The organism is Pseudoalteromonas sp. SMS1 (assembly GCF_021530565.1).
In the GTDB taxonomy this organism is placed as follows: Bacteria; Pseudomonadota; Gammaproteobacteria; order Enterobacterales; family Alteromonadaceae; genus Pseudoalteromonas.
In genome coordinates this window covers 26,535-51,072 of the sequence record NZ_JAKGBI010000015.1, presented here as the reverse complement: position 1 = coordinate 51,072, position 24,538 = coordinate 26,535, and the positions used below count along the sequence as shown (strand labels likewise).

Annotated in this window: 23 protein-coding genes and 1 tRNA gene; 17 read left to right on the top strand and 7 right to left on the bottom strand. The window is 43.1% G+C overall.

The features are described 5' to 3' along the window. Window positions 1-28 precede the first annotated feature (28 nt). The 6 genes from L1286_RS16050 (at window position 29) to ruvX (ending at window position 4,362) form a co-directional block, all read left to right on the top strand. Window positions 29-922: a DUF350 domain-containing protein gene (locus L1286_RS16050; protein ID WP_235408159.1), complete on the top strand. Its 894-nt coding sequence runs from the start codon at window positions 29-31 to the stop codon at window positions 920-922. Between the two features lie 40 nt (window positions 923-962). After that, entirely contained in the window at window positions 963-1,445 is a 483-nt protein-coding gene (locus L1286_RS16045) for a hypothetical protein (RefSeq protein WP_235408059.1), read from the top strand. A gap of 95 nt (window positions 1,446-1,540) precedes the next feature. Next, a complete protein-coding gene (rsmE, locus tag L1286_RS16040; RefSeq protein WP_235408058.1) occupies window positions 1,541-2,275 on the top strand; it encodes a 16S rRNA (uracil(1498)-N(3))-methyltransferase in 735 nt (244 codons plus the stop codon). Window positions 2,276-2,368: 93 nt separating this feature from the next. Beyond that, window positions 2,369-3,328 carry a glutathione synthase gene (gene gshB, locus L1286_RS16035; protein WP_235408057.1) on the top strand — a complete coding sequence of 320 codons (960 nt, stop codon included), beginning with the start codon at window positions 2,369-2,371 and terminating at the stop codon, window positions 3,326-3,328. 18 nt (window positions 3,329-3,346) lie between these two features. Next, window positions 3,347-3,904 (top strand): YqgE/AlgH family protein, encoded by a 558-nt coding sequence (locus L1286_RS16030; protein ID WP_235408056.1) that lies wholly within the window; start codon window positions 3,347-3,349, stop codon window positions 3,902-3,904. Between the two features lie 5 nt (window positions 3,905-3,909). Continuing rightward, complete coding sequence (gene ruvX, locus L1286_RS16025; RefSeq protein WP_235408055.1) at window positions 3,910-4,362, top strand: Holliday junction resolvase RuvX; 453 nt, start codon at window positions 3,910-3,912, stop codon at window positions 4,360-4,362. Window positions 4,363-4,375: 13 nt separating this feature from the next. Here the strand turns inward: ruvX and L1286_RS16020 are convergent, their stop codons facing one another. From L1286_RS16020 to L1286_RS16010, 3 genes are read right to left on the bottom strand one after another with little or no spacing between them, the layout of a single operon-like run. After that, entirely contained in the window at window positions 4,376-5,263 is an 888-nt protein-coding gene (locus L1286_RS16020) for a hypothetical protein (protein WP_235408158.1), read from the bottom strand. After that, window positions 5,238-6,362 (bottom strand): PilT/PilU family type 4a pilus ATPase, encoded by a 1,125-nt coding sequence (locus L1286_RS16015; protein WP_235408054.1) that lies wholly within the window; start codon window positions 6,360-6,362, stop codon window positions 5,238-5,240. The genes L1286_RS16020 and L1286_RS16015 overlap by 26 nt, the downstream gene beginning before the upstream one ends. A 2-nt stretch (window positions 6,363-6,364) precedes the next feature. Next, the gene (locus L1286_RS16010) at window positions 6,365-7,411 is read right to left on the bottom strand and encodes a type IV pilus twitching motility protein PilT (protein WP_235408053.1); all 1,047 of its coding nucleotides are present in this window, start codon (window positions 7,409-7,411) and stop codon (window positions 6,365-6,367) included. A gap of 2 nt (window positions 7,412-7,413) precedes the next feature. Between L1286_RS16010 and L1286_RS16005 the strand changes: the two genes are divergently transcribed. The 7 genes from L1286_RS16005 (at window position 7,414) to L1286_RS15975 (ending at window position 13,681) form a co-directional block, all read left to right on the top strand. Further along, a complete protein-coding gene (locus tag L1286_RS16005; RefSeq protein ID WP_235408052.1) occupies window positions 7,414-8,124 on the top strand; it encodes a YggS family pyridoxal phosphate-dependent enzyme in 711 nt (236 codons plus the stop codon). Window positions 8,125-8,140: 16 nt separating this feature from the next. Beyond that, window positions 8,141-8,962, top strand: a complete 822-nt coding sequence (gene proC / locus L1286_RS16000; RefSeq protein ID WP_235408051.1) for a pyrroline-5-carboxylate reductase — start codon at window positions 8,141-8,143, stop codon at window positions 8,960-8,962. A gap of 9 nt (window positions 8,963-8,971) precedes the next feature. Further along, window positions 8,972-9,505 (top strand): YggT family protein, encoded by a 534-nt coding sequence (locus L1286_RS15995; protein WP_235408050.1) that lies wholly within the window; start codon window positions 8,972-8,974, stop codon window positions 9,503-9,505. An 18-nt stretch (window positions 9,506-9,523) separates the two neighbouring features. Next, on the top strand, window positions 9,524-9,958 hold the full coding sequence (locus L1286_RS15990) for a DUF4426 domain-containing protein (RefSeq protein WP_235408049.1): 435 nt from the start codon (window positions 9,524-9,526) through the stop codon (window positions 9,956-9,958). Window positions 9,959-9,963: 5 nt separating this feature from the next. Further along, a complete protein-coding gene (rdgB, locus tag L1286_RS15985; protein WP_235408048.1) occupies window positions 9,964-10,557 on the top strand; it encodes an RdgB/HAM1 family non-canonical purine NTP pyrophosphatase in 594 nt (197 codons plus the stop codon). Continuing rightward, window positions 10,554-11,690 (top strand): radical SAM family heme chaperone HemW, encoded by a 1,137-nt coding sequence (gene hemW / locus L1286_RS15980; RefSeq protein ID WP_235408047.1) that lies wholly within the window; start codon window positions 10,554-10,556, stop codon window positions 11,688-11,690. The genes rdgB and hemW overlap by 4 nt, the downstream gene beginning before the upstream one ends. A gap of 161 nt (window positions 11,691-11,851) precedes the next feature. Beyond that, the gene (locus tag L1286_RS15975) at window positions 11,852-13,681 is read left to right on the top strand and encodes a DUF885 domain-containing protein (RefSeq protein WP_235408046.1); all 1,830 of its coding nucleotides are present in this window, start codon (window positions 11,852-11,854) and stop codon (window positions 13,679-13,681) included. Here L1286_RS15975 and L1286_RS15970 read toward each other — a convergent pair. Further along, window positions 13,678-15,486, bottom strand: a complete 1,809-nt coding sequence (locus tag L1286_RS15970) for an ATP-binding protein (RefSeq protein ID WP_235408045.1) — start codon at window positions 15,484-15,486, stop codon at window positions 13,678-13,680. The genes L1286_RS15975 and L1286_RS15970 overlap by 4 nt on opposite strands. Window positions 15,487-16,066: 580 nt before the next feature. Further along, window positions 16,067-16,151: transfer RNA gene (locus L1286_RS15965), tRNA-Leu, on the bottom strand. Window positions 16,152-16,401: 250 nt separating this feature from the next. Here L1286_RS15965 and L1286_RS15960 point away from each other — a divergent pair. Beyond that, window positions 16,402-16,902: an RDD family protein gene (locus L1286_RS15960; protein ID WP_235408044.1), complete on the top strand. Its 501-nt coding sequence runs from the start codon at window positions 16,402-16,404 to the stop codon at window positions 16,900-16,902. Between the two features lie 41 nt (window positions 16,903-16,943). On the opposite strand, the gene lptG is transcribed toward L1286_RS15960, so the two are convergent. Both lptG and lptF read right to left on the bottom strand, forming a co-directional pair. Then, window positions 16,944-18,011, bottom strand: coding sequence for an LPS export ABC transporter permease LptG (lptG, locus tag L1286_RS15955; protein WP_235408043.1), 1,068 nt, complete (start codon window positions 18,009-18,011; stop codon window positions 16,944-16,946). Further along, a complete protein-coding gene (lptF, locus tag L1286_RS15950) occupies window positions 18,008-19,120 on the bottom strand; it encodes an LPS export ABC transporter permease LptF (RefSeq protein WP_235408042.1) in 1,113 nt (370 codons plus the stop codon). The genes lptG and lptF overlap by 4 nt, the downstream gene beginning before the upstream one ends. A 195-nt stretch (window positions 19,121-19,315) precedes the next feature. Between lptF and pepA the strand changes: the two genes are divergently transcribed. From pepA to L1286_RS15935, 3 genes are all read left to right on the top strand, one after another. Continuing rightward, window positions 19,316-20,827, top strand: a complete 1,512-nt coding sequence (gene pepA, locus L1286_RS15945; RefSeq protein ID WP_235408041.1) for a leucyl aminopeptidase — start codon at window positions 19,316-19,318, stop codon at window positions 20,825-20,827. Between the two features lie 169 nt (window positions 20,828-20,996). Next, on the top strand, window positions 20,997-21,443 hold the full coding sequence (locus L1286_RS15940; protein ID WP_235408040.1) for a DNA polymerase III subunit chi: 447 nt from the start codon (window positions 20,997-20,999) through the stop codon (window positions 21,441-21,443). A gap of 23 nt (window positions 21,444-21,466) precedes the next feature. Then, the gene (locus L1286_RS15935; RefSeq protein WP_235408039.1) at window positions 21,467-24,313 is read left to right on the top strand and encodes a valine--tRNA ligase; all 2,847 of its coding nucleotides are present in this window, start codon (window positions 21,467-21,469) and stop codon (window positions 24,311-24,313) included. Window positions 24,314-24,538: the final 225 nt, after the last annotated feature.

Genomic DNA, 24,538 nt, shown 5'->3' with positions numbered 1-24,538 from the left:
GCTAAATAACACCAACCTTACACTGAGCATGAGTTACTTGTCTTTAGAAAACAGCAATTTTTTCGTGATTGGAAGCAGCCTAATACTCATTTGCTTGGCGCTGACCAGTTTGCGTTTAATCGTGCAAATGCACGCTAAGAAACTACTACAAAAAGAGCTAGCCCAGCGGGATAATTTTGCACTTGGGATTAACTACGCGGCAAAGGTGGCAGTATTATGTGGCAGCATTAGCTACTTCTTTGGACATTTAGCGGCTTTCGAGTTACATACACTCCATACCCAGATCTTACTGCCAATGGGGCTTATTTGGACCTATATCTATTTAGGTCAATATATTCACCGCAAGTGGATCTTATATCAATTCAATGAAACACAGGCAATTTTAAAGCAAAATGTGTGCGCTGCTTTGGTGGATTCTGGAATGCTCGTCGGAAATTGTATTCTCGTCCTCGGCCTATATCACTGGTTTACGCCAACCAATTTAAATACTCTTTTCATCGCCAGCATCTGTTTTATCATCTTGCAATTACTGTTTGCAATGGACAGTAAATTGCGAGAATTTCGTTTTGCAAGGTCTAATCAAGGCGCCTCACTACAAGACAACTTTAATCTTGCTAATACATCGATAGGGATCCGCTACGCGGGAAAAACCATCGGATTAGCGTTGGCAATTTATGCAGGACTTCACAGTGCACCCAACTATGAAGGACAGATAGTTGACAGCGTGCTTACGGTGCTCATTCACTCTGCTTTTATGTGGCTTTTACTATACCTCTGTAGCCGGTTACTGATCAGAGTTGTGTTGCCAAAAGTGAACATTGGCCTAGAAGTTGACCATCAAGATAATATCGGTATTGCGTGTTTAGAATTTGCTGTTTTTTGTACCATGGGCTATTTACTAATAAACATGTTTTCAATTTAAGCGTCGAATACACTATTGGAGATCCTGCTTCTGGAGAATTATGTCTTTGAACTTAGATAATTTTTTACTCGTTGATAGCAACTGGGAATTTAGTCAAGAGTTTGTTGAATTTGTCAAAAAACTAACTCCTGACACGCCTAGCCAGCTTATTATTGCTGGTGACAATACGAAGCAGATGTTAAAAATGATGTTTAAGGATCAAATCAAAGATTACAGTTACTGTGACTTCGATAATGAGATCAGTGTATCAGAGCTTGCTACCTACCTACACGAGCACCATCAAGTCAAAGGCGTTTTAATATATGCGTTAGACTATCACCTTGCAGACGAAAAACAGCGTTTTATCTTCAACTCTCTGCATGCTGAGCGCTATACCATTGAGCAATTACCGAGTGGATACGATTATCATAGAGTAACAGAGCCATTTAACAACAATCATTTAACTTGTAACTCGAGTCTCGCGGCAACCAAAGAAGATACGTTCAGTGAATTTATCGTACTCAAAACCGACACAACTGACTAGTGTGTAATCCCCTCTTGTACATGGCTAATCTAGGCTAGACTCACTGCCATGAAAACCTTAACATGAGCGCATTAAAAACTTAGAACGTTTACACGATGCGAATTCCTCATATTTACCAACCCTCTGATTTAGTGTTAAACCAATCCATTGCCTTGGGTGATGATGCAGCAGGTCATGTTGCGCGCGTGCTACGAATGGGCGTGGGCGATCAAGTCAGCCTCTTTAACGGAAAAGGCGGTGAGTATCTTGCAACCATCGAAACTGTCTCAAAAAAAACAGTTACTGTAGTCCCAACAGAATTCGTAGATAAATGTGTAGAATCGCCATTGAAAGTGCATTTAGGCCAAGGTATTTCAAGGGGCGATAAGATGGATTTCACGATTCAAAAATCAGTTGAACTCGGCGTGAGTGAAATTACCCCTTTATTCACGACGCGCTGTGGTGTCAAACTCAGTGGTGATAGGTTAACTAAAAAACATCAGCAGTGGCAAAAAATAGCTATCTCAGCCGCTGAACAGTCAGGCCGCAATTTTGTCACTAAAATTCATACTCCCATCACGTTGGAACAATGGCTAAACGAGCAGAGTCACGAGCTAAAACTTACTTTACACCCGAGGGCAGCCCATTCAATTAAAACACTGCCTGCGCCGGCGCACGGCGTAAGATTTTTGGTGGGGCCAGAAGGGGGGTTTACCGATGAAGAAATGCAAACCACCTCTGATCAAGGCTTTGTCGACATCAAAATAGGACCTCGCGTTTTGCGCACAGAAACTGCCGCTCTGACGGTTTTAAGTGCACTACAATTGCAGTTTGGTGATTTAGCTCTTTAAATTACTAAATAAGACCTCATATAGCTTGTAAACCGCGGCAAAATATTTGTCGCACCATACGATACGCACACAGTAACTCATAAGGTAAATGCAATGGCAGTCAAACTCGGGATAATTTCAGATCCAATCAGTGGTTTTAACATCAAAAAAGATACTGGTTTTGCCATGATGATGGCAGCACAACACAGGGGTTATGAGCTGTACTACATGGAACTGAGTGACTTGTATTTGTATCAAGGTGCGGGCAGAGCAACCGCTGCAAAAGCTCAGGTGTTTGATAACCAACAGCATTGGTATGAGCTGGAGGAAAAGCAAGACATCGCCCTGAGTGACTTAGATGTCATTTTAATGCGTAAAGATCCTCCTTTTGATACTGAATATATCTACGCAACGTATATCTTGGAGCGTGCTGAATTAGAAGGTACCTTAGTCGTCAACAAGCCGCAGAGCCTGCGAGACGCCAATGAAAAACTGTTTACTGCATGGTTCAGTGAACACACACCAGATACGTTAGTCACACGCAATGCGTCGCAAATTAGAGCATTTTTAGACAAGCACCAAGACATCATTCTAAAACCATTAGATGGCATGGGTGGCGCCTCCATCTTTAGAGTGCAACACAATGACCCTAATATTGGTGTTATCTGTGAAACTTTAACGGAGCACGGTCAACGCTTTGCAATGGCACAAAACTACATCCCAGAGATCAAAGAGGGAGATAAGCGCGTACTGGTTGTTGACGGTGAAGTCATACCCTACTGCCTAGCACGTATCCCGCAAGGCGGTGAAACTCGTGGTAACCTTGCAGCTGGTGGCCGAGGTGAAGCAAGGCCAATCAGTGACAGCGATAGAAAGATTGCCGAAGCGGTGGCGCCGACACTCAAAGAAAAAGGGCTTATTTTTGTCGGCCTAGATATTATTGGCGATAAGTTAACGGAAATTAACGTGACAGCGCCAACCTGTGTTAAGGAAATTGAAGCTGCATACGATATATCTATTATGGACAAGTTTTTTGATGCCATTGAAGCAAAACTCAACCATACTGAAAGTTAAACATAGAAGGGGTCACGCATGCAATCATTAGCAAATCACTTTCTTATCGCGATGCCTAACTTGCAGGACCCGCTATTTAAGCGTTCGGTTACTTATATATGTGAACATAACGAAGAAGGCGCAATGGGGCTTATTGTAAATCACCCCATTGATGTCACTGTTGGTGAACTTCTTGATCAGATAGAAATAGACAACGATAAGACAAGCCATGCTGCAGACCAAACCGTGTTTGCAGGCGGCCCAGTGCATACTGATCGAGGCTTTGTACTGCATACACCTAAAATAGGGTATGCTTCCAGCAAGGAGCTCAGCTCGGATATTATGATTACGACCTCGAAAGATGTACTCGCTTCCCTCACTTACCACGATAGCCCAGACGCTTTTATTATTACGCTTGGCTATTCAGGATGGGAAAAAGGACAGCTTGAGAAAGAAATTTTAGAAAATTCCTGGCTTATTATCCAAGCAGATCCGGAGATTATATTTAGTACGCCACCAGAAAAGCGCTGGGAAAAAGCAGTCAGTATGCTCGGTATTGACATAGCGCAGTTAAGTAACCAAGCAGGACACGCATAGATAGTATGAGTAGTAAAAAAGAAAAAACCCCAAAAGGCCAACGTACGGTCATGGGGTTTGACTTTGGCACCAAAAGTATTGGAATGGCCATAGGACAAGAAATTACGGGCACAGCAACGAGCCTAGGTGCGGTGAAAGCAAGAGATGGCATTCCAAACTGGTCCGATATTGAAACACATGTCAATGAGTGGCAACCGGATTTGATGGTGGTTGGATTGCCGCTCAATATGGACGGCACTAATCAGCAAGTTACGTTTGCAGCGAAAAAATTCGCAAATAGACTGCATAACAATTATCGCCTTCCCGTTGAAACCCAAGACGAACGTTTAACGACAACAGATGCCAAAGCAAGGCTATTTGATCAAGGTGGTTATCGCTCTTTGGCCAAAGACAATGTCGATGCAATGTCCGCCGTGATTATTCTTGAAAGTTATTTTGAGCAAATGTGGGACGAGTAGTCAAAACACGCCATTATTGAGCTGACACATTCAGCTGTTTATATTTTGTCATATCAGGGATTAATCCAGCTTGTCGATACGCATCGACGATTTTTCCCTGCAACCTGAGCTTCTTAAGCCCACGTTGTAACGCCATGAATGCTCGCTCCCCTTCAGGATGTAATCGAGAAACGACAAAATGGCGACTGCTATCTAGCAATACCACCCACTTAGAATGAGATACCAAGTCTATTGTTTCAAGTTGAAAGTCATTCTTTGCTGACGGGATTAAGTGTATCAACATAAAATCCACCCACTGTTTGTTGACCATTTGCGCTTGAGCGGCCCAGTTAGGCTCGTTGACTAACTCTTTTAACGGTAAGTCATTGAGGGTATTCCAATCTACTGGCCAACGGTTTGAGGAAACAGCCGTCAACCCCCGCAGGTCTTCTAGGGATGCAATATACTGTACACGCCTGTTATCCCTAGCATGATAAATACCCGCATAAAACTCCCCTTTCCTCACAACGGGTTCACTGATAAATAACTTATCTTCTTTTTGTTGTGCTTCTTCAAGCCAATAGGTATCGAAACTCAGCAACTGCTTACCCTGATCAAGTAAGTTTGAGTTTCTAAAGTTGACATTCCCTGGGCGATATCTAAAAGGTTTATCAAACCCTCCCAACAACAGTGCTTTATGCAAGAGCACCATATCCACCACGTCACGGCGCACAAACTGAGAGCCAAAGTCATTGACCTCTAAGGGGGAGCGGCCATTCAGCAAAGACGTATAATTGACATAAACATCATCTCTAATATAAATGTCAATATACTGAGACCGAGCCCAGCTTTCACTCGCTAGGCCCATTAAGTAGAAAGCAACTAAATAAACAAACTTAGTTTTTCTTGCCTTCCAAACCATCAATCGTGACCCCTTGTAAAAAGCCAGCTCCTTTTTGCTCATTGTTTTGCAGTTTAATCATTAACCGCAGATCGTTAGGCGAATCAGCATGGTGTAAGGCATCGGCGTAATTGATACGTTGGTTTTTATACAATTCAAATAGCGCCTGGTCGAACGTTTGCATCCCCATTTCTTTTGATTTGGACATGGTCTCCTTAATGGAACCAATATCGCCTTTCTTGATTAACTCAGCCACCATCGGTGAATTAAGCAACACTTCTATCGCAGCAACCCTTCCCTCACCTTTAGAGTTGGGTACAAGCTGCTGAGCGACGATTGCACGTAAATTGAGTGCCAAGTCATACTTAAGCTTATCGTGCTTCTCTTTTGGCACTAAGTGCATGATCCTATCTATGGCTTGGTTGGCATTGTTAGCATGCAAAGTTGCCACACATAGGTGTCCAGTTTCAGCAAAACTGAGTGCATATTCCATCGTCTCTTGAGAGCGGATCTCCCCAATTAAAATGACATCGGGAGCCTGTCTCAATGAGCTCTTCAGCGCCGCCTCAAAACTCTCTGTATCCAATCCAACTTCACGCTGAGTGATGATACTTTTGCGGTGCTCATGAACAAACTCAATGGGATCCTCAATGGTTAAAATATGCCCTCGCTGGTTTCGGTTGCGATACCCCAACAATGCCGCAAGCGAAGTTGACTTACCAGTCCCCGTTCCACCAACAAATAGTACCAAACCGCGTTTAGACATAATCACATCCGTCAAAACCGAAGGCAGGCCCAATTGTGTCACATCTGGGATTTCCGTTACGATACGTCGAATCACCATGCCAGCGCAGTCACGTTGCCAAAAAGCCGAAACACGAAACCGCCCTACATCATTGGCAACAGCAAAGTTACACTCTTTCTCATGGTGAAACTGCTGCTTTTGAGCATCGCTCATTGCCGACTCAACCATCGCCAATGAACCTGCTTTATCGAGTACTTCGTCATCTAACGCACGTAATTCACCGTCAATTTTTGCACTTACGGCAAGACCCGAAGAAACAAATAAATCCGAGGCTTCTTTGTCTACCATCAACTGCAAGTAATCACGTAATGCCATAATTAATACCCACTACCAAATTGATTTTTATCATGTGCTTTCTTGTATGCATCTTGGGTCGTTATCAAGCCGTGATTCACTAAATTCATCAAACACTGATCCATCGTTTGCATACCATGCAGTGCGCCAGTTTGAATCGCTGAATACATTTGTGCGATTTTATCTTCACGTATTAAGTTACGAATAGCGGGGATCCCCAACATGATTTCATGCGCCGCAACTCGGCCTCCTCCCACCTTTTTCACTAACGTTTGTGAAATAACCGCTTGCAAAGATTCAGACAACATAGAACGTACCATGTCTTTCTCCTCTCCAGGGAAAACATCAATAATACGGTCGATGGTTTTCGGTGCAGAGGTCGTATGCAAAGTACCAAATACTAGGTGACCTGTTTCTGCCGCTGTCATGGCCAATCGGATGGTTTCCAAATCACGCAGTTCCCCGACCAAAATGACATCCGGATCTTCACGAAGCGCGCTACGCAGTGCGGCATTAAAACTATGCGTGTCGCGATGCACTTCACGCTGATTCACCAAACTCAATTGATTTTGATGCACAAATTCGATGGGATCCTCAATCGTCAAAATATGATGATGCTTATTACTATTAATATAGTCGACCATGGCGGCCAGTGTGGTTGATTTACCCGACCCCGTAGGCCCTGTTACCAACACTAACCCGCGTGGATTTTCTGATATTTGTTTAAAAATATCAGGTGCACCTAGCTCTTCAAGTGTTAACACTTGACTCGGGATTGTACGAAAAACCGCCGCAGGTCCCCTGCTTGCATTAAACGCATTAACACGAAACCTTGCTAAATTAGGCACTTCAAACGAAAAATCTACCTCAAGATTTTGCTCATAGTCCTTGCGCTGGTTATCATTCATAATATCGTATATTAAGCTATTGACATCCTTCGCCTCTAAAGCGGGAATGTTTATGCGACGAACGTCTCCGTCTACGCGGATCATCGGAGAAACCTCTGAAGAAAGGTGTAGATCCGAGGCTTTATGTTGCACACTAAAGGCTAATAATTCAGTAATATCCATCTATGACTCCACAACGAGCAAATAATAATATGGTTACAATAGCAGAACGGCTAAATAACGCCTACGATCGCATCGCAAAAGCTGAACAAAATAGTCATAAAACTGACCCTGTTCAACTTCTTGCGGTATCAAAAACCAAGCCAATTGAGCTGATTCAACAAGCTTATGACGCAGGTCAGCGATTATTTGGTGAGTCTTATGTCCAAGAAGCCGTCGATAAAGTCACTCACTTTAAACAGTGTCGAGATATCGAGTGGCATTTTATTGGCCCAATCCAATCAAACAAATCACGCCACATCGCAGAGCATTTTAGTTGGGTGCAAAGCGTCGACCGTGTCAAGATTGCTCGAAGACTCAATGAGCAAAGGCCAACCAACTTAAAGCCACTGAATGTTTTGATTCAGGTAAACATTAGTGAAGACGAAAATAAATCAGGTTGCTTGCCCGCTGAGGTACAAGCACTGGCAGATTTTATACATGACTCTAAACAACTTTCTCTACGTGGTTTGATGACCATTACCGCAAAAACTGATGACCTTCTGATACAGAAACAATATTTTCAGCAAATGAAAGATTGCTTTGATAGACTAAAGGCCCAATATCCACAAATAGATACACTTTCAATGGGCATGAGTGGTGATTTAGAACCCGCAGTTGCGGCGGGCGCCACGATGGTTCGTATTGGTACGGATATTTTTGGTCAAAGACAATAAAGGGCACAAACAACACATGTCTAATAAAAAAATCGCATTTATCGGCACCGGAAACATGAGCTATGCCATTATCGGTGGCATGTTAAAAAATGGTTTTGTGGCACAAGATATCATAGCGACAAACCGTAATACCGAAAAGTTAGCTAAAGTGAGTGCTGACTTTGGTGTACAAACCACCAGCGATAATATCAGTGCAGTGAACAACGCCGATGTCATCGTTTTGTCAGTAAAGCCTCAAATGATGGCAGATTTATGTGCCACGTTTGAACAGCACAATCTAGATTTACGTGACAAAATCATTGTTTCTGTTGCAGCGGGCATCACCGTTTCCCGTTTAAGAGAAATGCTCAACAACGAAACGAAAATTGTCAGATGTATGCCCAATACGCCTTCTCTTGTTGGGCTCGGCGTATCAGGTCTCTTTAGTCAAGACATCGATGCAGACGAGCAAACTTTTATTGATAACATCTTTCGTGCCACAGGTATTACCTCATGGCTCAACGAAGAGTCCCAAATCAATGATATTATTGCTGTCACAGGTTCTTCTCCTGCCTATTTTTTCCTATTTATGCAGGCGATTGAAGAAAAAGCAAAAGACTTAGGCTTTGACGCACCAACAGCGAGAAAGCTCGTACAGCAAACCGCACTTGGTGCCGCGCAAATGGCGGTATCCCAGAGTGAAATTAGCCTAGAACAACTGCGTGCTAATGTTACCTCTAAAGGCGGTACAACCCATGCAGCCATTGAGTTTATGAAAAATAACCAGTTGTCAGATACCATTGCTGATGCGATGGACGCCTGTATCGCCCGCGCGCAGGAAATGGAAAAACAAATTTAAGGAATCGCCATGAGTGCAATGCATTTTTTAATAGAAACCTTGTTCAATTTATTTTTGATGGTCGTGTTATTGCGTTTTTGGATGCAATGGGCACGCGTCGACTTTTACAACCCTCTGAGTCAAGCGATCGTCAAAGCAACGTCTTTCGCGATAAACCCTCTGCGTAAAATCGTCCCGGGACTTGGTGGGTTTGATGTGGCTTCTTTAGTGCTGGCTTTTCTAGTAGCCAGTGCAAAAGTGTCCGTCATGATGTTGGTGTTTGGTGGCTATTTGGATCCGGCGGGTGTGGCATTAGGTGGTTTATTAACCATGCTCACAGAAGCATTCAGTTTAGTTTTTTGGGTACTGGTTATCCGCGCATTGATGAGCTGGGTAATACAAGGCTATCACCCTGTAGCCGCAGTGTTTGAACAGCTCACAGAACCGTTTTTGAGACCCATTCGCAAAGTGATCCCACCACTGGGTGGATTAGACTTGTCTATAATGGTGGTACTGATTGGCATGGTATTCTTGCAAAAGCTGTTTGCGGACTTCATGTACTAATCTACTGAGGTAAAAGCTATGAGATTAATTTTAATCATGTTTCTAATCTTGTTCACCAGTTTGGCTGGTGCCAATACGGAATCTGGTGGGCAGTTTAAAGTACTAGGCAATTGGGAAGTGCACTATATTGCGTTTCCTTCTACCTTTATCCAACCGAATGTCGCCAAAGCGTATGGCGTCGTGCGTGATGACAATAAAGCACTTATCAACATTTCAGTGTTAGCAAAGGATCAAGTCAAAACCGCACAACAGGTGCAGATGACCGGCGTTGCCAAAAATTTATTGGGCAACAAACAAGATTTAGAGTTCAAACAAGTCGTTGATGGAGATGCCGTTTATTATCTCGCGCAGCTCAACTACTACAATGAAGATGTTTACCGTTTTGACATACAAATCAAACAAGGCGATAAACTGCAAGTTTTACAGTTTCAACAAAAGTTTTATGTAGATTAAGTAATATGACAAACCAAATCGTACTTGCCACTGGTAACCAAGGCAAAGTCAATGAACTAGGCACCATGCTTGAGTCCCTCAATATTGAAGTGCTGCCGCAGAGTCAATTTAATGTCTCTGACGTAGCAGAGACTGGCACAACCTTCGTAGAAAACGCAATTATCAAAGCGCGTCATGCAGCCAAAGAGACTGGTCTTCCTGCTATTGCAGATGATTCAGGGTTAGAGGTTGACGGATTAAAAGGTGCACCAGGCGTTTATTCTGCCCGCTATGCAGGTGCCAACGCGTCAGATCAAGACAATATAAACAAATTGCTCAGCGACCTCGGTAACAGCGAAGTGCGCAGTGCTCGTTTTTGGTGTGTACTGGTGTATATGCGACATGCCAATGACCCGACCCCAATTATTTGTCAAGCGAGCTGGGAAGGTGAGATAGCACTTGAGCAACATGGGGATCAAGGCTTCGGCTACGACCCTGTTTTCTGGGTAAAATCATGTCAACGCATGGCCGCTGAGCTAACCAAACAGGAAAAAAATGCAATTAGCCATAGAGGGCAAGCTTTGCAACAATTATTGACCCACTTTACGAGCAAGCTGTGAACCTTCCACCATTAAGTTTATATGTGCACGTACCTTGGTGCGTGCAAAAATGTCCTTATTGCGATTTTAATAGTCACAGTCAAAAGGGGACTATTCCAGAAAAAGAATATATTCAACATCTATTGGACGATCTCAAATCTGATTTACAGTGGGTGCAAGGGCGAAAGCTGCATAGCATTTTTGTTGGTGGAGGTACGCCAAGCCTACTTTCTGGTGATGCTTATGTCTATCTTTTGCAACAGATCGAAGCCTTAATTGGGTTTGAAGATAATATAGAGATCACCCTAGAAGCGAATCCAGGCACCGTCGAAAGCGACCGCTTCAAGCATTATGTCGCAGCAGGCATCAACCGCATTTCAATCGGTGTACAAAGCTTGCAAACTGACAAGCTTAAAGCGTTAGGACGTATTCATGGTGAAGAAGAGGCCATTAATGCGGCGGCCGAAGCACATGATGCAGGCCTAAAGAGCTTTAATATGGATTTGATGCACGGTTTACCAAATCAATCGTTGGATGATGCGCTGAGTGACCTTCAACGGGTAATTGAACTTAACCCGCCTCATCTATCATGGTACCAACTGACGATTGAGCCCAATACCCAATTTGCTTCTAAGCCCCCCAAGTTACCAGAAGATGAAACGCTGTGGGCAATTCAAGAAGCGGGTCAAACGCTCTTGAGACAACACGGTTATATCCAATATGAGATCTCTGGCTATGCGAAAGTCGACTTTCAATGTCAACACAATCTCAATTACTGGCGTTTTGGGGATTACCTTGGGATTGGCTGTGGCGCGCATGGCAAAATCACTTTACCTGAACAAAACAACATATTGCGGACCGTTAAAGTTAAACACCCCAGAGGGTACATGGATTTGACCAAACCGTACCTTTACGATAGCTGGCATGTTGAGGCGCAAGACAGACCTTTCGAGTTCTTTATGAACACATTTAGGTTGCTGGAATCGACCTCCAAACAGGCATTTGTTGACTACACTGGACTCACTTTGAATGAAATAGCCCCCCAAATTCAAAGCGCAATTGAATCCGGGTTGCTAGAAGATCAAGGTGATTCATGGTTTGTAACAAATAAAGGGCATAGATATTTAAATGACCTGCTAGAATTGTTCGTTTAATTTAAGGTAAATTAAAGCGATTTATACAATAATCAATTTTTTATTGGTCTCACAATCATGTTGGGATTCGTCGCATCTCATATAATGACCTACACTGAGCTCATGAGTCTCAATATAAATAAAAGATAACCTCTTAATACAGAAAATAAAAAGGGTAAAACATGCGTAAACTTACCATTGTCGCTACTGCAATATCTGCGGTTTTGCTAGCAGGCTGTCAGCAAACAGCTGAACAACCAAAGCCTGTTACAGCAGTCCAACAAGTTGTTCAAAGTGAGGTAGAAAAAGCCAATACACTGTTTGAAGAGTCATTCAACAGAAGCGTGATGCGTAGTCCAATTTATCAAACTTACCTGGGTATTAAGACCGATTATGATAAATGGGATGATAACTCGGACGAAAGAGCATTAGAAGATTTGGCGCTCACTAAGCAAGATTTAGCGGCAATCAACGCCATTGACCGTAGCAAGCTGGACGCCAACACACAAGTGAGTTACGACCTCTTCAAGCAGAGCCTTGAAAACACGATTGCTGATTTCCAGTGGCGCCATTATTCATACCCTGTCAATCAGATGTATGGCACACACTCCATGGTCCCTGCATTTTTAATCAATCAGCACCAGATCAGTGATGTGAAAGATGCAAAAGCATACATTTCACGTCTGAATGGGGTGCCAAAGTTATTTGATCAGTTAATCGAAGGCTTAGAAGTACGCGCAGACAAAGGCATTATCGCGCCTAAGTTTGTATTTCCTCATGTCATCGACTCAAGTAAAAATATCATCAAAGGCGCGCCTTTCGCAGCAGGTGATGATTCTGCCATTCTTGCGGACTTCAAACGCAAAGTAAATAAATTAGAGATTGCACAAAACGAAAAAGAGGCGCTGATCAGCGAAGTAACAACGGCACTAACAACCGCTGTAAAACCTTCTTATAGCAAGCTAATCAATTATTTGCACAAGTTAGAAAAACGCGCTGATTCTAGAGATGGTGTTTGGAAGTTCAAAGACGGAGAGCAGTTCTTCAATAACGCCCTTAAACGTACTACCACTACGGATCTGACCGCGCAGGAAATCCATAAAATCGGCCTACAAGAAGTGGCTCGTATTCACGACGAAATGCGCGAAATTAAAGAAAAAGTAGGCTTTAAGGGCGATTTAAGAGCCTTTATGCAGTTTATGCGTGACGACAAGCAATTTTACCTGCCGAATACAGAAGAAGGCAAAGCGAAGTACTTGGCTGATGCGACTGCGATGATCGATAATATGAAGTCTCGCCTAGATGAACTCTTTATCGTGAAGCCAAAAGCAGACATGATCGTTAAGCGTGTTGAAGCATTCCGTGAAAAGGCAGCGGGTAAAGCATTCTATCAACAGCCATCTCCAGACGGCGCGCGTCCTGGTATCTACTATGCTAACTTGTATGACATGGAAGCGATGCCGACATACCAAATGGAAGCACTTGCTTACCACGAGGGCATTCCTGGACACCATATGCAGATTGCAATTGCACAAGAGCTAGAAAACATGCCTAAATTCCGTAAGTTTGGCCGTTATACTGCTTACGTGGAAGGTTGGGGTCTGTACTCTGAATTAGTGCCTAAAGAAATGGGCCTATATGAAGACCCGTATTCTGACTTTGGTCGTTTGGCTATGGAACTATGGCGTGCTTGCCGTTTAGTGGTTGATACCGGTATCCACGCAATGAAATGGACTCGTCAAGAAGGGATTGATTACTATGTAAACAACACCCCAAATGCAAAGTCTGATGCAGTCAAAATGGTCGAGCGTCATATTGTCATGCCAAGTCAAGCTACGGCATACAAAATCGGTATGAACAAGATTATTGAGTTACGTGAAGACGCGAAAAAAGAGCTTGGCAACAAGTTCGATATCCGTGAATTCCACGACGTCGTTTTAAAGAATGGCCCTGTACCACTCAATGTACTTGAGCAATTCGTTGACGAATGGGTTGCACGTAAAAAAGCTTAATGCTCTTGAAGCTTAAACGGCGTATTCGCCAAAATAATATGTAAGCAAGCCCCGCCATGCGCGGGGCTTTGTATTTTAACTTCCCCTTTGAGCTTTTGCGTCACCAAGTTGTATATAATACTGAGCCCCAACCCGATACCACCTTGGTTACGTTGCGTGGTGATAAAAGGTTCAAAAATTACTGGCAGTAGCTCTTTATCAATGCCATTGCCATCATCTTTGATGTACAGGTGAATATACTCATTCACGACCAAGGCAGAGACCACGATATTTAAGGGCCTACCCTCACATTTTCCATGCTGAATACTGTTGTTTAGACTGTATGTCAGTATTTGCGCAAAGACGTTAGGATAACTGCTCAACATGAGTGCTTGCGGGATCTCCAGATCTACATGGTAATCTGGCGCTTGTAATTCATGCTGATAACAATCAAATACGCCTTCCACAAGAGTTTTTAGATTGAATTCTTGGATTTCATCATACTCTTGTTGAACAGAGACTTTTTTAAAATCGTTAATTAAAGATGCCGTTCTGTGCAAATTATTTTCTAATAGATAAAGCGCCGTTTCCGCTTCATCAATGAGGTTGGTGAGTGTATGCTTTTGTAACTGCCCTGACTCCAAATCCTTTTTCAAAGTTTCTACTTGCTCTTTCAGTAGCGATTGACTGGTTATGGCCACGCCCAAAGGGGTATTGAGCTCATGCGCAAAGCCACTCACCATATTTCCGAGACTTGCCATCTTTGCTTCTTCAATCAACCTTTGTTGTGCAGCGGTTAACCGCTCTAGGAGTGTCTCTATAAACGCCAATAAATCATCTAAATAATGGGCTATTTGCGCGATTTCATCTTCGCCTTTTATGCCAACCCTGAGTGAAAAGTCTTCATGCTGAGCCACTTTTTTCAACACACGGCTAATTGCAATAATATGATCGGAAATGCGGCTATTGAGAATGTACAGTAGGAGCAAACTGCAACAGCTAATAAACACAATCATAGCCAAACACGCCAATACCAATTGCTGCTTTTCTTCTAGCGATTGGTTAAACAGCTGCTTTGATACGACTTCAAAGTGGTCTCTAATGGACAACTTTAACTGATGAAGATCCGCTCTAACGCCTTGGCTATGATCTAACCCCTGCCGTTTTAGTACATTAATATAGGTATTAAACCCTTGTTCATACTGGTTTAATGTAGACAACATCTGCGCTGATTTATCTGGAAACTGCGCCGTTATCAGCGTTCGAGCTTTGTTGAGCAGCTCACGATGTAACAACAAATAATTCGTATCTAACCTAAGTAAAAAATCTTTTTCTCTTCGCCTAAGCTCAAGAATTAAAATTTCGAGGTCCGGGTGATTGGCTGTTTTGGCAATATCCTGTAAAGCATGCGCTTGACGTCGAAAATTACCGTACACCCCCTCACTTTTATCGTAGCCTAATAACGCTTGCATCGAAGCCAGCTGCTCATATTTAAGGGTAAAACGCTTAACCTCTTCATCCAATTTAAAGAGCAGATCAAGATCTCTTTGCTGTGAGACCAGCATGTTCAATAACTGGCTAAAGCTATCTTTATATGCAAAGCGATGCTTCTCAATAGACTGTAAACTTTCTCGTTGACGCTCAACCAGAAAGCGCTCTTCCTGATCGAGTAAACGCTGTATTTGTGTTTGCAACATGAATAAGCGGTCGTTAAGCTCTCTCGTCTGTTGAAGCTGAACATACATGACCCAACTTACGATCATAATAACCAAAGCAGACCCGATAGCGGCCGTTTTAAAAAATAAAAGTGATTGTTTTAACTGCACAAAAATAACCTAAATTGTCTCTCGCCCCAGATCAAGTTTAGTCGAGAATTATCAATCTAGCGTAAACAATTAAGCCAAAAGAAACCGACCCATTTTGCAATAAATACCAATATAGACATAGGCATAGTGAAAGTTATGCACTATGTATGTTTTATGAACAATTTTATAGTCACACTTGCCATCATCATAAAGTAAAATATTGATGGGGAACGTGATGGAAATCTTAGCGACTATACTTGTGTTATTACTACTGATTGTACTGTCTGTGATTTATACGACATTTATATTTGTATCCACAAGACATAAAGTAAGGCTAGCCGACTCGATAATTTACATGATGAAATACAATGAACCTGTAAAGATAGATATTGAAACTTTAGAAGGCTTAAACCTCTCCCCAAAAGAAAAGGATTATTTAATCAGCATTCAAAAGCAAGAAGTAAAACTATAACGCACCGTTTATATTGGGCACATTCATTTTGATTGGCCAAATAGCGAGTATATAGACAGGAAAAATAAGGTGAATGAGGGTTCAGCAGAAATAAAAAAGCCCCAGAAATCATTCTGGGGCTATAAAAAGTGGTACCAGTGGGCGGACTTGAACCGCCACGCCCGAAGGCAACGGATTTTGAATCCGTCATGTCTACCAATTCCATCACACTGGCATCATTTTTCTTTAATCTTCTAGCTATGAGAAGATAAAGAAAAACCACTTTGAGCTTAGGCTTTTTTTATTTGCCCTCGTCTCTATGCCCTGCATTATACAAATATGTGACAGGCTAGCAAGCAGTTTTTTTGATAAAAGTGTTTAAGTGTTGGGTATTTGACCAAAATCATAAAATATATATGCTTTAATAAAGAAAGCGGACGATATTGTGTAAAATATTGGCCATATAGTTTTTATTGAGTGCTCCTATGACACCATTTCCTCGCGCAGGGTTTATTCGACGACTCGCATCATTAATTTATGATGCACTCGTGGTTATTGCGTTTGCCATGCTGACAACCATCATTTATTTAGTTTTAGTACAAGGCATGATATCAATTGGCTTGTTCTCTCTTGGCACGCATGAAGATGTGACGGCATTGATTCAGGCAACGCCCATACTTTATTATTTACGCACGATGATGCTCATTACTGTGTCTGTCGTATTTTTTGGTTATTTTTGGACCAAAAGTGGTCAAACGATTGGGATGAGAGCATGGCGATTAAAAGTGCAGCGTACAGATGGAAAGTTACTAAGCTGGCCACAAGCAATTGCAAGAAGCCTGACCGCATTACTCGGCCTAGGTAACCTCATTGTTATTCTAGACAGAAAGCACAGGCGTGCTTTACAAGATTTAGTGTGCAAAACTGAGGTTGTCTTATTGAGTAAAGAAGAGAACAAGAGAGTCTACGACAGCCTCGATGATTAATTTCGCTTGATAACAAAAAGGCGCCAAATGCGCCTTTTTGTTTATTGTCTGCGTTGCAAGAAGTACATCGCCACCATGGTAAAAATGATACTTGGCATAATCGCCCCAACCAAGGGTGGGATTTGATAGACCATCACAATGGGGCCAAACACCTCGTTACTTAAGTGGAAAATCAACCCAGTCACAACCCCCATGATGATCCGAGCTCCCATACTAACGGAGCGCAATGGCCCAAATATAAACGACAATGCCACGAGTAACATCACCGCGATTGTTATCGGCTGCATGACTTTTCGCCACAAGGCTAGCTCATAATGACTGGTGTCTTGCTCATTCTGTTCAAGGTAATTTAAATAAGAAAGCAAACCACTGAAAGACAATGATTCAGGCTCGTAAGAAGCAACACCAAGCCGATCAATCGTTAATTGAGATTCATACACACTCGATTGCGCATACAAAGTACTCACTTGCTCCTCAGAGATGAGTACCTCTTCAACCGCTTTTAATTGCCAACCGTCATTTGACGGGATCGCTGACTGGGCACGGGTAATGTGTTTTAGGTTCAACTCATCATCAAAATGATAAATGTTGACATCTGTTAGCTCACCCGACTGCTCAACATTTGCAATATTAATGAAGTTATTGCCATCTTTAGCCCAAACCCCTTTCTGCGCATCATATACATCCCCTCCGTATATCGCTTGATTACGCAATTGTTTTGCTGTGCGTTCGGCTTCTGGTGCGCCCCACTCACCCAATGCCATCATCGATATTGCCAGCACTATGGCGGTTTTCATTACAGACCCAATAATCTGCAACCGAGACATACCCGCAGCTTGCATCACCACCAATTCGCTACTTGATGCAAGCGCCCCTAATCCTGTTAATCCGCCAATCAATGCCGCCATTGGAAAAAAGACCACAATGTCGCTTGGTACGCTATATAACGTAAACAGGAGGGCATCCGTTACTTCATAAGAGCCCCTTCCCACCGACCGCAGCTGTTCAATAAATTTTATCAGTGTATTGATGCCAACAAATACCAAAAGCGCGAAACTGGTTGTTTGTAAGATGCTGCGCCCCAAGTACCAATCAAGTGTTTTCATCATGCCACGGCCTCCCTTCTCTTCAGTATCGATCTGAGCCAGACACCAAAAGGGCGACCTTTGACGATTAAGTATGTGCCAATAAATAGCACACTCAAATGAATCCACCACAAACCAATAGACGGTGGAATTTTACTCTCCGCAACGAGATATTTACCCGCGTTTAAAAGAATGAAGTAACCCAGATAAATCCCAATTGCAGGCACAAGTTTAGCAAATTTACCTTGTCGAGGGTTTACAACACTGAGCGGCACAGCCAACAGCGTCAGTAAAATAATTGAAATCGGCGTGGCGATACGAAGTTGTAATTGTGCCGCAGCCTCGGGGGTATCCAATTCAAGTAGACGTGACGATGGTAGATCTTCTAGTTCCCGACGCCTACGCTCAATTTCTTGCTCTTGGATTTGCACCTGGTAACTGCCAAATTCTGTTTTATTCAACGCTTGGCTAAAGCCGTCCGTTTCGTATCTTTTACCATCTTTAAGGATCAGCTGCTGCTCCCCTGAATCACCATCAACGACTTCCCCTTGCTGTGCATACACAATGCGCGCGGCATGATTAGATTCTTTTTCGGGTAGCTGTGCCACGAATACCTTGTTTAGCACAGTGCCTTGTTCACTGGTATTGTGAATAAACACAACCGCTTTTTCGTTACCCGTTTGTTGGAAACGGCCTGCACGTAACTGGGTTAAGCCAGACTCAGCATTTGCCTGCTCGCGCAATTGATTTTGCTTTTCGCCTGCCCAAGGCGCGGCATATAAACTAATAAAAGCCGCCAATAAAGCCATTACCAAACTGGAAGCCAATGTCACTCTGACTACATACCACTCACTGACACCACACGCTTTCAACACGGTCATTTCACTGTCAGCATAAATCCGGCTATACGCTAAAATGATACCTAAAAAAACGCTCAAAGGCAGAATATACACGGCAAGCTTAGGTAAATTAAGCGCCAAAAAGGACAACACAAGTTTTCCCGGAATTCCGCCGCCCGAAGCCTCTGCTAAAATCTTCACAAATTTTTGCGAGAGAAAAATTGTCATCAAGGTAAGGAAAACGGCGACCTGCGATTTTAAAACTTCAGCAGTTAAATATCGAAAAATTAGCAATGTTCGCCCCTATAAAACGTCTCATTTCACTGGAATAGTAGGAAATTTTGAGTAAACTGGTTATTTTAGTCACTTTATTATATGCCATCAAAATCAAATATCCTACTAGTGCGGGTGCACTAAAGTAACTTAGTTAACTTGATGTAATTTGGCATTTAAAGTTGAAAATGGCATAACTTAGACTCAGGAGTCGCAATGGAATTCAGCGTTAAAAGTGGTAGTCCAGAGAAGCAACGCAGTGCGTGTATTGTTGTTGGGGTGTATGAGCCACGTCGTTTATCGCCGGTGGGTGAGCAGCTGGATAAAATCAGCGAAGGCTACATTTCTAATTTATTACGCCGTGGTGACCTAGAAGGTAAACCAGGGCAAGTATTATTACTCCATCATGTACCCAATGTACTTAGCGAACGCGTTTTATTAGTTGGCTGTGGTAAAGAACGAGAGCTTGATGACAAACAATACAAGCAAATCATATCTAAAACCATTAATACACTTAATGAAACAGGCTCTATGGAAGCAGTGTGCTTTCTAACAGAGCAACATGTTAAGGGCCGCGATACCTATTGGAAAGTGCGTCAAGCGGTTGAGACGACCCAAGATTGCTTATACACCTTTAATCAGCTAAAAAGCAAAAAAAGCGAAGCAAGACGTCCACTTCGTAAGATCGTCTTTAATGTCCCTACGCGCAGAGAATTGACGATTGGTGAAAATGCGATCGAGCATGGTTTAGCCATCGCTGCGGGCGCAAAGCTGTGTAAAGACGTTGCAAATATGCCACCTAATATTTGTAACCCGCGTTATTTAGGCGAGCAAGCTGAACAATTGACCAAAGAATTTGACAATGTCACGGTTAATTTAGTCGGCGAGAAAGAGATGGAAGAGCTCGGTATGCATTCTTACCTTGCGGTCGGTCGTGGCAGTGAAAATGAGTCTGTCATGTCCGTGATCCATTACAATGGCGCCTCAGAAAAACAAGCCCCCATTGTTTTTGTTGGTAAAGGTCTCACTTTTGATTCTGGCGGTATTTCGTTAAAGCCAGGTGAAGGAATGGATGAAATGAAGTACGACATGGGTGGCGCAGCGGGTGTGTTAGGCTTAATGCGTGCCGTCGTACAAATGCAATTACCGCTTAACGTCATTGGTGTCTTAGCCGGCTGTGAAAATATGCCAAGTAGTCGCGCATATCGTCCTGGTGATATTTTAACAACCATGTCAGGCCAAACTGTAGAAGTACTGAACACCGACGCAGAAGGCCGTTTAGTACTGTGTGATGCACTGACTTATGTCGAAGCTTTTGAGCCAGACACCGTCGTAGACGTGGCAACACTGACCGGCGCATGCATTGTTGCACTTGGCCATCATGCATCTGGGTTATTATCTAACCACAACCCACTGGCACATGATTTACTGAAAGCGTCTGAGCAAAGTGGTGACCGAGCTTGGCAGCTTCCGTTGTGGGATGACTACCAAGAGCAATTGAAGAGCCCCTTTGCAGACTTTACTAATTTAGGTGGTAAAGCAGCGGGGACGATTACTGCTGCCTGTTTCCTGTCTAAATTTACGAAAAAGTATAATTGGGCACACATTGATGTGGCGGGAACCGCGTGGCGCAGCGGAGCCAACAAAGGCGCCACGGGTAGACCAGTTCCTATGCTTATGCAATACCTTTTAAATCGAGCAAACATTACTGAAGGTATGCAAGATTAATTAACACTGCAATATCGAGTCCTAGCACTAATTAACTTAACTCAAGTGCGACTCTAGATTGATGATAGCCGCATTCTGTGTCAGAATGCGGCTTTATTTTGAACGCTGAATTGAGGCTAAGCGGCACGCGCTAAGCCAATAATTCAGGACTGAATATAAGTCACATGCCATGTCAATCAACGCACGCTTTTTTGTGTTAAAGCATGACCATGAGCCCAATCAGCAAGTCCCGGCTCATTTTGATCTTGCAGCACGTAGTGCTGCTAAACTATACCGTGCTGGGCAACGTGTGTTTATTTATGTAGACAACGTAGAAGATGCCCATGCTATTGACGAATATTTGTGGCAGTTCGATGCTGAAAGCTTCGTACCTCATAATTTACAAGGTGAGGGCCCAAAAGGGGGGGCACCAGTGGAAATTGGACAAATGCCACCAGTTGGAAGGCGCTCCACACTGATCAACCTCGCCACTCAAGTCCCGGATTTTATCCGACGATTTGAGCTGGTTTACGATTTTGTGCCGGTGGAGCCACATGCCAAACAGGCTGCACGAGAAAGGTTCAAACAACTTCGCGCTGTAGGCGCAAATATTTCAACAAAAGAAATTGATAATTAAAGTATTTTTAAAGGTTCTGTGTAATGGATAAAACCTATAATCCACAAGATATTGAACAGTCACTATATCAAGACTGGGAAGAGAATGGCTATTTTAAGCCTTCTGGACAAGGCGATGCATACTCAATCATGATCCCGCCACCAAACGTCACAGGTAGCCTGCACATGGGCCATGCGTTCCAAGATACTATCATGGATACGCTAACACGCTACCAGCGTATGAAAGGTAAAAATACTTTATGGCAGGTCGGTACTGACCACGCAGGTATTGCAACACAAATGGTTGTGGAACGTAAACTTGCCGCTGAAGAAGGTAAAACAAGACACGACTTGGGTCGTGACGAATTCATCGACAGAATTTGGCAATGGAAAAATGAGTCAGGTGGCACAATTACAAAGCAGTTACGTCGTTTAGGCGCGTCAGTAGATTGGGACCGAGAACGCTTCACTATGGACGAGGGTCTCTCTGAAGCGGTAAAAGAAGTCTTTGTTCGTTTGTATAAAGATGACTTAATTTATCGTGGTAAACGCCTCGTAAACTGGGATCCAAAACTACACACTGCAATTTCAGACCTAGAGGTTGAAAACAAAGATAAGCAAGGTCACATGTGGAACTTGCGCTATCCGTTGGCAGACGGTGTTAAAACCAAAGACGGAAAAGACTATATCATTGTCGCGACTACCCGCCCAGAGACTATGCTTGGTGATACAGGGGTTGCAGTCAACCCTGACGATGAGCGCTATCAAGACCTGATTGGCAAAGAGATTTTGCTTCCTATCGTTAATCGTCGTATTCCAATCGTTGCAGATGAACATGCTGACATGGAAAAAGGCACTGGTTGTGTAAAGATCACACCAGCACATGACTTTAACGATAACGAAGTAGGTAAGCGCCACCAGCTACCTATGATCAACGTGTTTAACAAAGACGCTGCTGTACTGGCACAAGGTGAAAGCTATACCTTTGACGGTAAAGAGCTGACTCTTGATGCACCGATCCCTGAGCGCTTCCACGGTTTAGATCGCTTTGATGCACGTAAGTTAATCATTGAAGAATTTGAACAAGCTGGCCTATTAGAGAAAATTGACGACCATAGCCTAACCGTGCCTTACGGTGACCGTTCCGGTGTGGTTATCGAGCCATTGCTAACAGACCAATGGTATGTACGAGTCGCACCGCTTGCTGAGCCTGCTATCAAAGCAGTCGAAGATGGTGATATTCAATTTGTACCTAAACAGTACGAAAACATGTACTTCTCTTGGATGCGTGATATTCAAGACTGGTGTATCTCTCGCCAACTTTGGTGGGGACACCGTATTCCAGCTTGGTATGATGCCGAGGGTAACGTATACGTTGGTCGCGACGAAGCTGAAGTGCGCAAAGACAACAACCTAAGTGACGACGTTGTACTCAAACAAGACGATGATGTATTGGATACTTGGTTCTCATCTGCACTGTGGACTTTTTCAACACAAGGTTGGCCAGAAAATACGGAAGACTTAAAAGTATTCCACCCGTCTGATGTACTAGTTACTGGCTTTGATATTATTTTCTTCTGGGTTGCCCGCATGATCATGATGACCATGCACTTCGTTAAAAATGACGATGGCACATCACAAGTACCTTTTAAAACCGTTTATGTGACTGGCCTTATTCGTGATGAAAACGGCGATAAGATGTCTAAGTCAAAAGGGAATGTACTCGATCCGCTAGATATGATCGACGGTATTGACCTGGAAAGCCTTGTGACTAAGCGCACCGGTAACATGATGCAACCTCAATTAGCAAAGAAGATTGAGAAAAACACCCGTAAAACATTTGCGGATGGTATTGAGGCCCACGGTACGGATGCATTGCGTTTTACACTTGCGGCAATGGCATCTACAGGTCGTGATATCAACTGGGATATGAACAGACTTGAAGGCTATCGTAACTTCTGTAATAAGCTTTGGAACGCGAGCCGTTACGTGCTGATGAACACAGAAGAGCAAGATTGCGGATTCAACGATGCGCCTAAACAATATTCATTGGCTGACCGCTGGATCTTGGGCCAGTTCCAAAACACGGTAAATACCTTTACTGAGCATTTGGACAACTATCGTTTTGACCTTGCAGCAAATACAATTTACGAATTCACTTGGAATCAGTTCTGTGACTGGTACTTAGAGTTAACTAAGCCTGTTCTATTCAAAGGTGATGAAGTACAACAACGTGGCACACGTCATACACTAATCACTGTGTTAGAAGGTCTGCTACGCCTGATGCACCCATTAATGCCCTATATCACCGAGACCATCTGGAAGCGTGTCGCACCGATTGCAGGCATCGAAGCAAGTACAATTATGTTGCAGGCATTCCCACAATTCGATGCTTCAATTGTCGATGAACAAGCAATGGCTGATCTTGAATGGGTTAAGCAGTTCATTTTGGCCATTCGTAACATTCGTGGTGAAATGGACATCAGTCCGAATAAGCCGCTGAGCGTATTGCTGGCGAATGTAAGCGAGCAAGATCAACGTAGACTAGATGACAATAAAGCATTTTTGAGCTCATTGGCTAAACTAGAAGCGTTTACTGTTCTAGAAAATAAAGAAGATGCCCCAGCGTCAGCCACAGCATTTATTGGTGATCTAGAAATTATGATCCCAATGGCAGGTCTCATCGATGTCGATGCGGAGCTTGCTCGTATTGCTAAACAGCTAGAAAAAGCTGAAAAAGGCCTTGCCCAGGTGGAGAAAAAATTGGCAAACGAAAAGTTTGTGAATAATGCACCCGCTGCGGTATTAGAAAAAGAGAAAGAGAAATTAGCAGAATTTAGCGATGCGAAAGCCAAGCTACTAGAGCAAAAAGCTAAAATAGAATCTCTTTAATCTCGCTTTACATTGATAATAAAAGCCACTGTCCCATACAGTGGCTTTTTTATATCTGATAGACCCATCACCATCTCACTCGGTCAATAAGTTGAACAGCTCCAAGTAACTTGCTTTTACACAACATGCCTAGTCAACGGATGAATTGAATGCGTTAATAATTGGGAATCGAGCGTAAGAAAAATCAACTTTTTCCCTAGATAATACTATTTCAAACCTAGGGAA

What these genes read in the sequence shown, in the direction of transcription:
- L1286_RS16050 (WP_235408159.1), top strand. Translation starts at nt 29, where the DNA reads ATGAGTTACTTGTCTTTAGAAAACAGCAATTTTTTCGTGATTGGAAGC.
- L1286_RS16045 (WP_235408059.1), top strand. Translation starts at nt 963, where the DNA reads ATGTCTTTGAACTTAGATAATTTTTTACTCGTTGATAGCAACTGGGAA.
- rsmE (WP_235408058.1), top strand. Translation starts at nt 1,541, where the DNA reads ATGCGAATTCCTCATATTTACCAACCCTCTGATTTAGTGTTAAACCAA.
- gshB (WP_235408057.1), top strand. Translation starts at nt 2,369, where the DNA reads ATGGCAGTCAAACTCGGGATAATTTCAGATCCAATCAGTGGTTTTAAC.
- L1286_RS16030 (WP_235408056.1), top strand. Translation starts at nt 3,347, where the DNA reads ATGCAATCATTAGCAAATCACTTTCTTATCGCGATGCCTAACTTGCAG.
- ruvX (WP_235408055.1), top strand. Translation starts at nt 3,910, where the DNA reads ATGAGTAGTAAAAAAGAAAAAACCCCAAAAGGCCAACGTACGGTCATG.
- L1286_RS16020 (WP_235408158.1), bottom strand. Translation starts at nt 5,263, where the DNA reads ATGGTTTGGAAGGCAAGAAAAACTAAGTTTGTTTATTTAGTTGCTTTC.
- L1286_RS16015 (WP_235408054.1), bottom strand. Translation starts at nt 6,362, where the DNA reads ATGGCATTACGTGATTACTTGCAGTTGATGGTAGACAAAGAAGCCTCG.
- L1286_RS16010 (WP_235408053.1), bottom strand. Translation starts at nt 7,411, where the DNA reads ATGGATATTACTGAATTATTAGCCTTTAGTGTGCAACATAAAGCCTCG.
- L1286_RS16005 (WP_235408052.1), top strand. Translation starts at nt 7,414, where the DNA reads ATGACTCCACAACGAGCAAATAATAATATGGTTACAATAGCAGAACGG.
- proC (WP_235408051.1), top strand. Translation starts at nt 8,141, where the DNA reads ATGTCTAATAAAAAAATCGCATTTATCGGCACCGGAAACATGAGCTAT.
- L1286_RS15995 (WP_235408050.1), top strand. Translation starts at nt 8,972, where the DNA reads ATGAGTGCAATGCATTTTTTAATAGAAACCTTGTTCAATTTATTTTTG.
- L1286_RS15990 (WP_235408049.1), top strand. Translation starts at nt 9,524, where the DNA reads ATGAGATTAATTTTAATCATGTTTCTAATCTTGTTCACCAGTTTGGCT.
- rdgB (WP_235408048.1), top strand. Translation starts at nt 9,964, where the DNA reads ATGACAAACCAAATCGTACTTGCCACTGGTAACCAAGGCAAAGTCAAT.
- L1286_RS15975 (WP_235408046.1), top strand. Translation starts at nt 11,852, where the DNA reads ATGCGTAAACTTACCATTGTCGCTACTGCAATATCTGCGGTTTTGCTA.
- L1286_RS15960 (WP_235408044.1), top strand. Translation starts at nt 16,402, where the DNA reads ATGACACCATTTCCTCGCGCAGGGTTTATTCGACGACTCGCATCATTA.
- lptG (WP_235408043.1), bottom strand. Translation starts at nt 18,011, where the DNA reads ATGATGAAAACACTTGATTGGTACTTGGGGCGCAGCATCTTACAAACA.
- pepA (WP_235408041.1), top strand. Translation starts at nt 19,316, where the DNA reads ATGGAATTCAGCGTTAAAAGTGGTAGTCCAGAGAAGCAACGCAGTGCG.
- L1286_RS15940 (WP_235408040.1), top strand. Translation starts at nt 20,997, where the DNA reads ATGTCAATCAACGCACGCTTTTTTGTGTTAAAGCATGACCATGAGCCC.
- L1286_RS15935 (WP_235408039.1), top strand. Translation starts at nt 21,467, where the DNA reads ATGGATAAAACCTATAATCCACAAGATATTGAACAGTCACTATATCAA.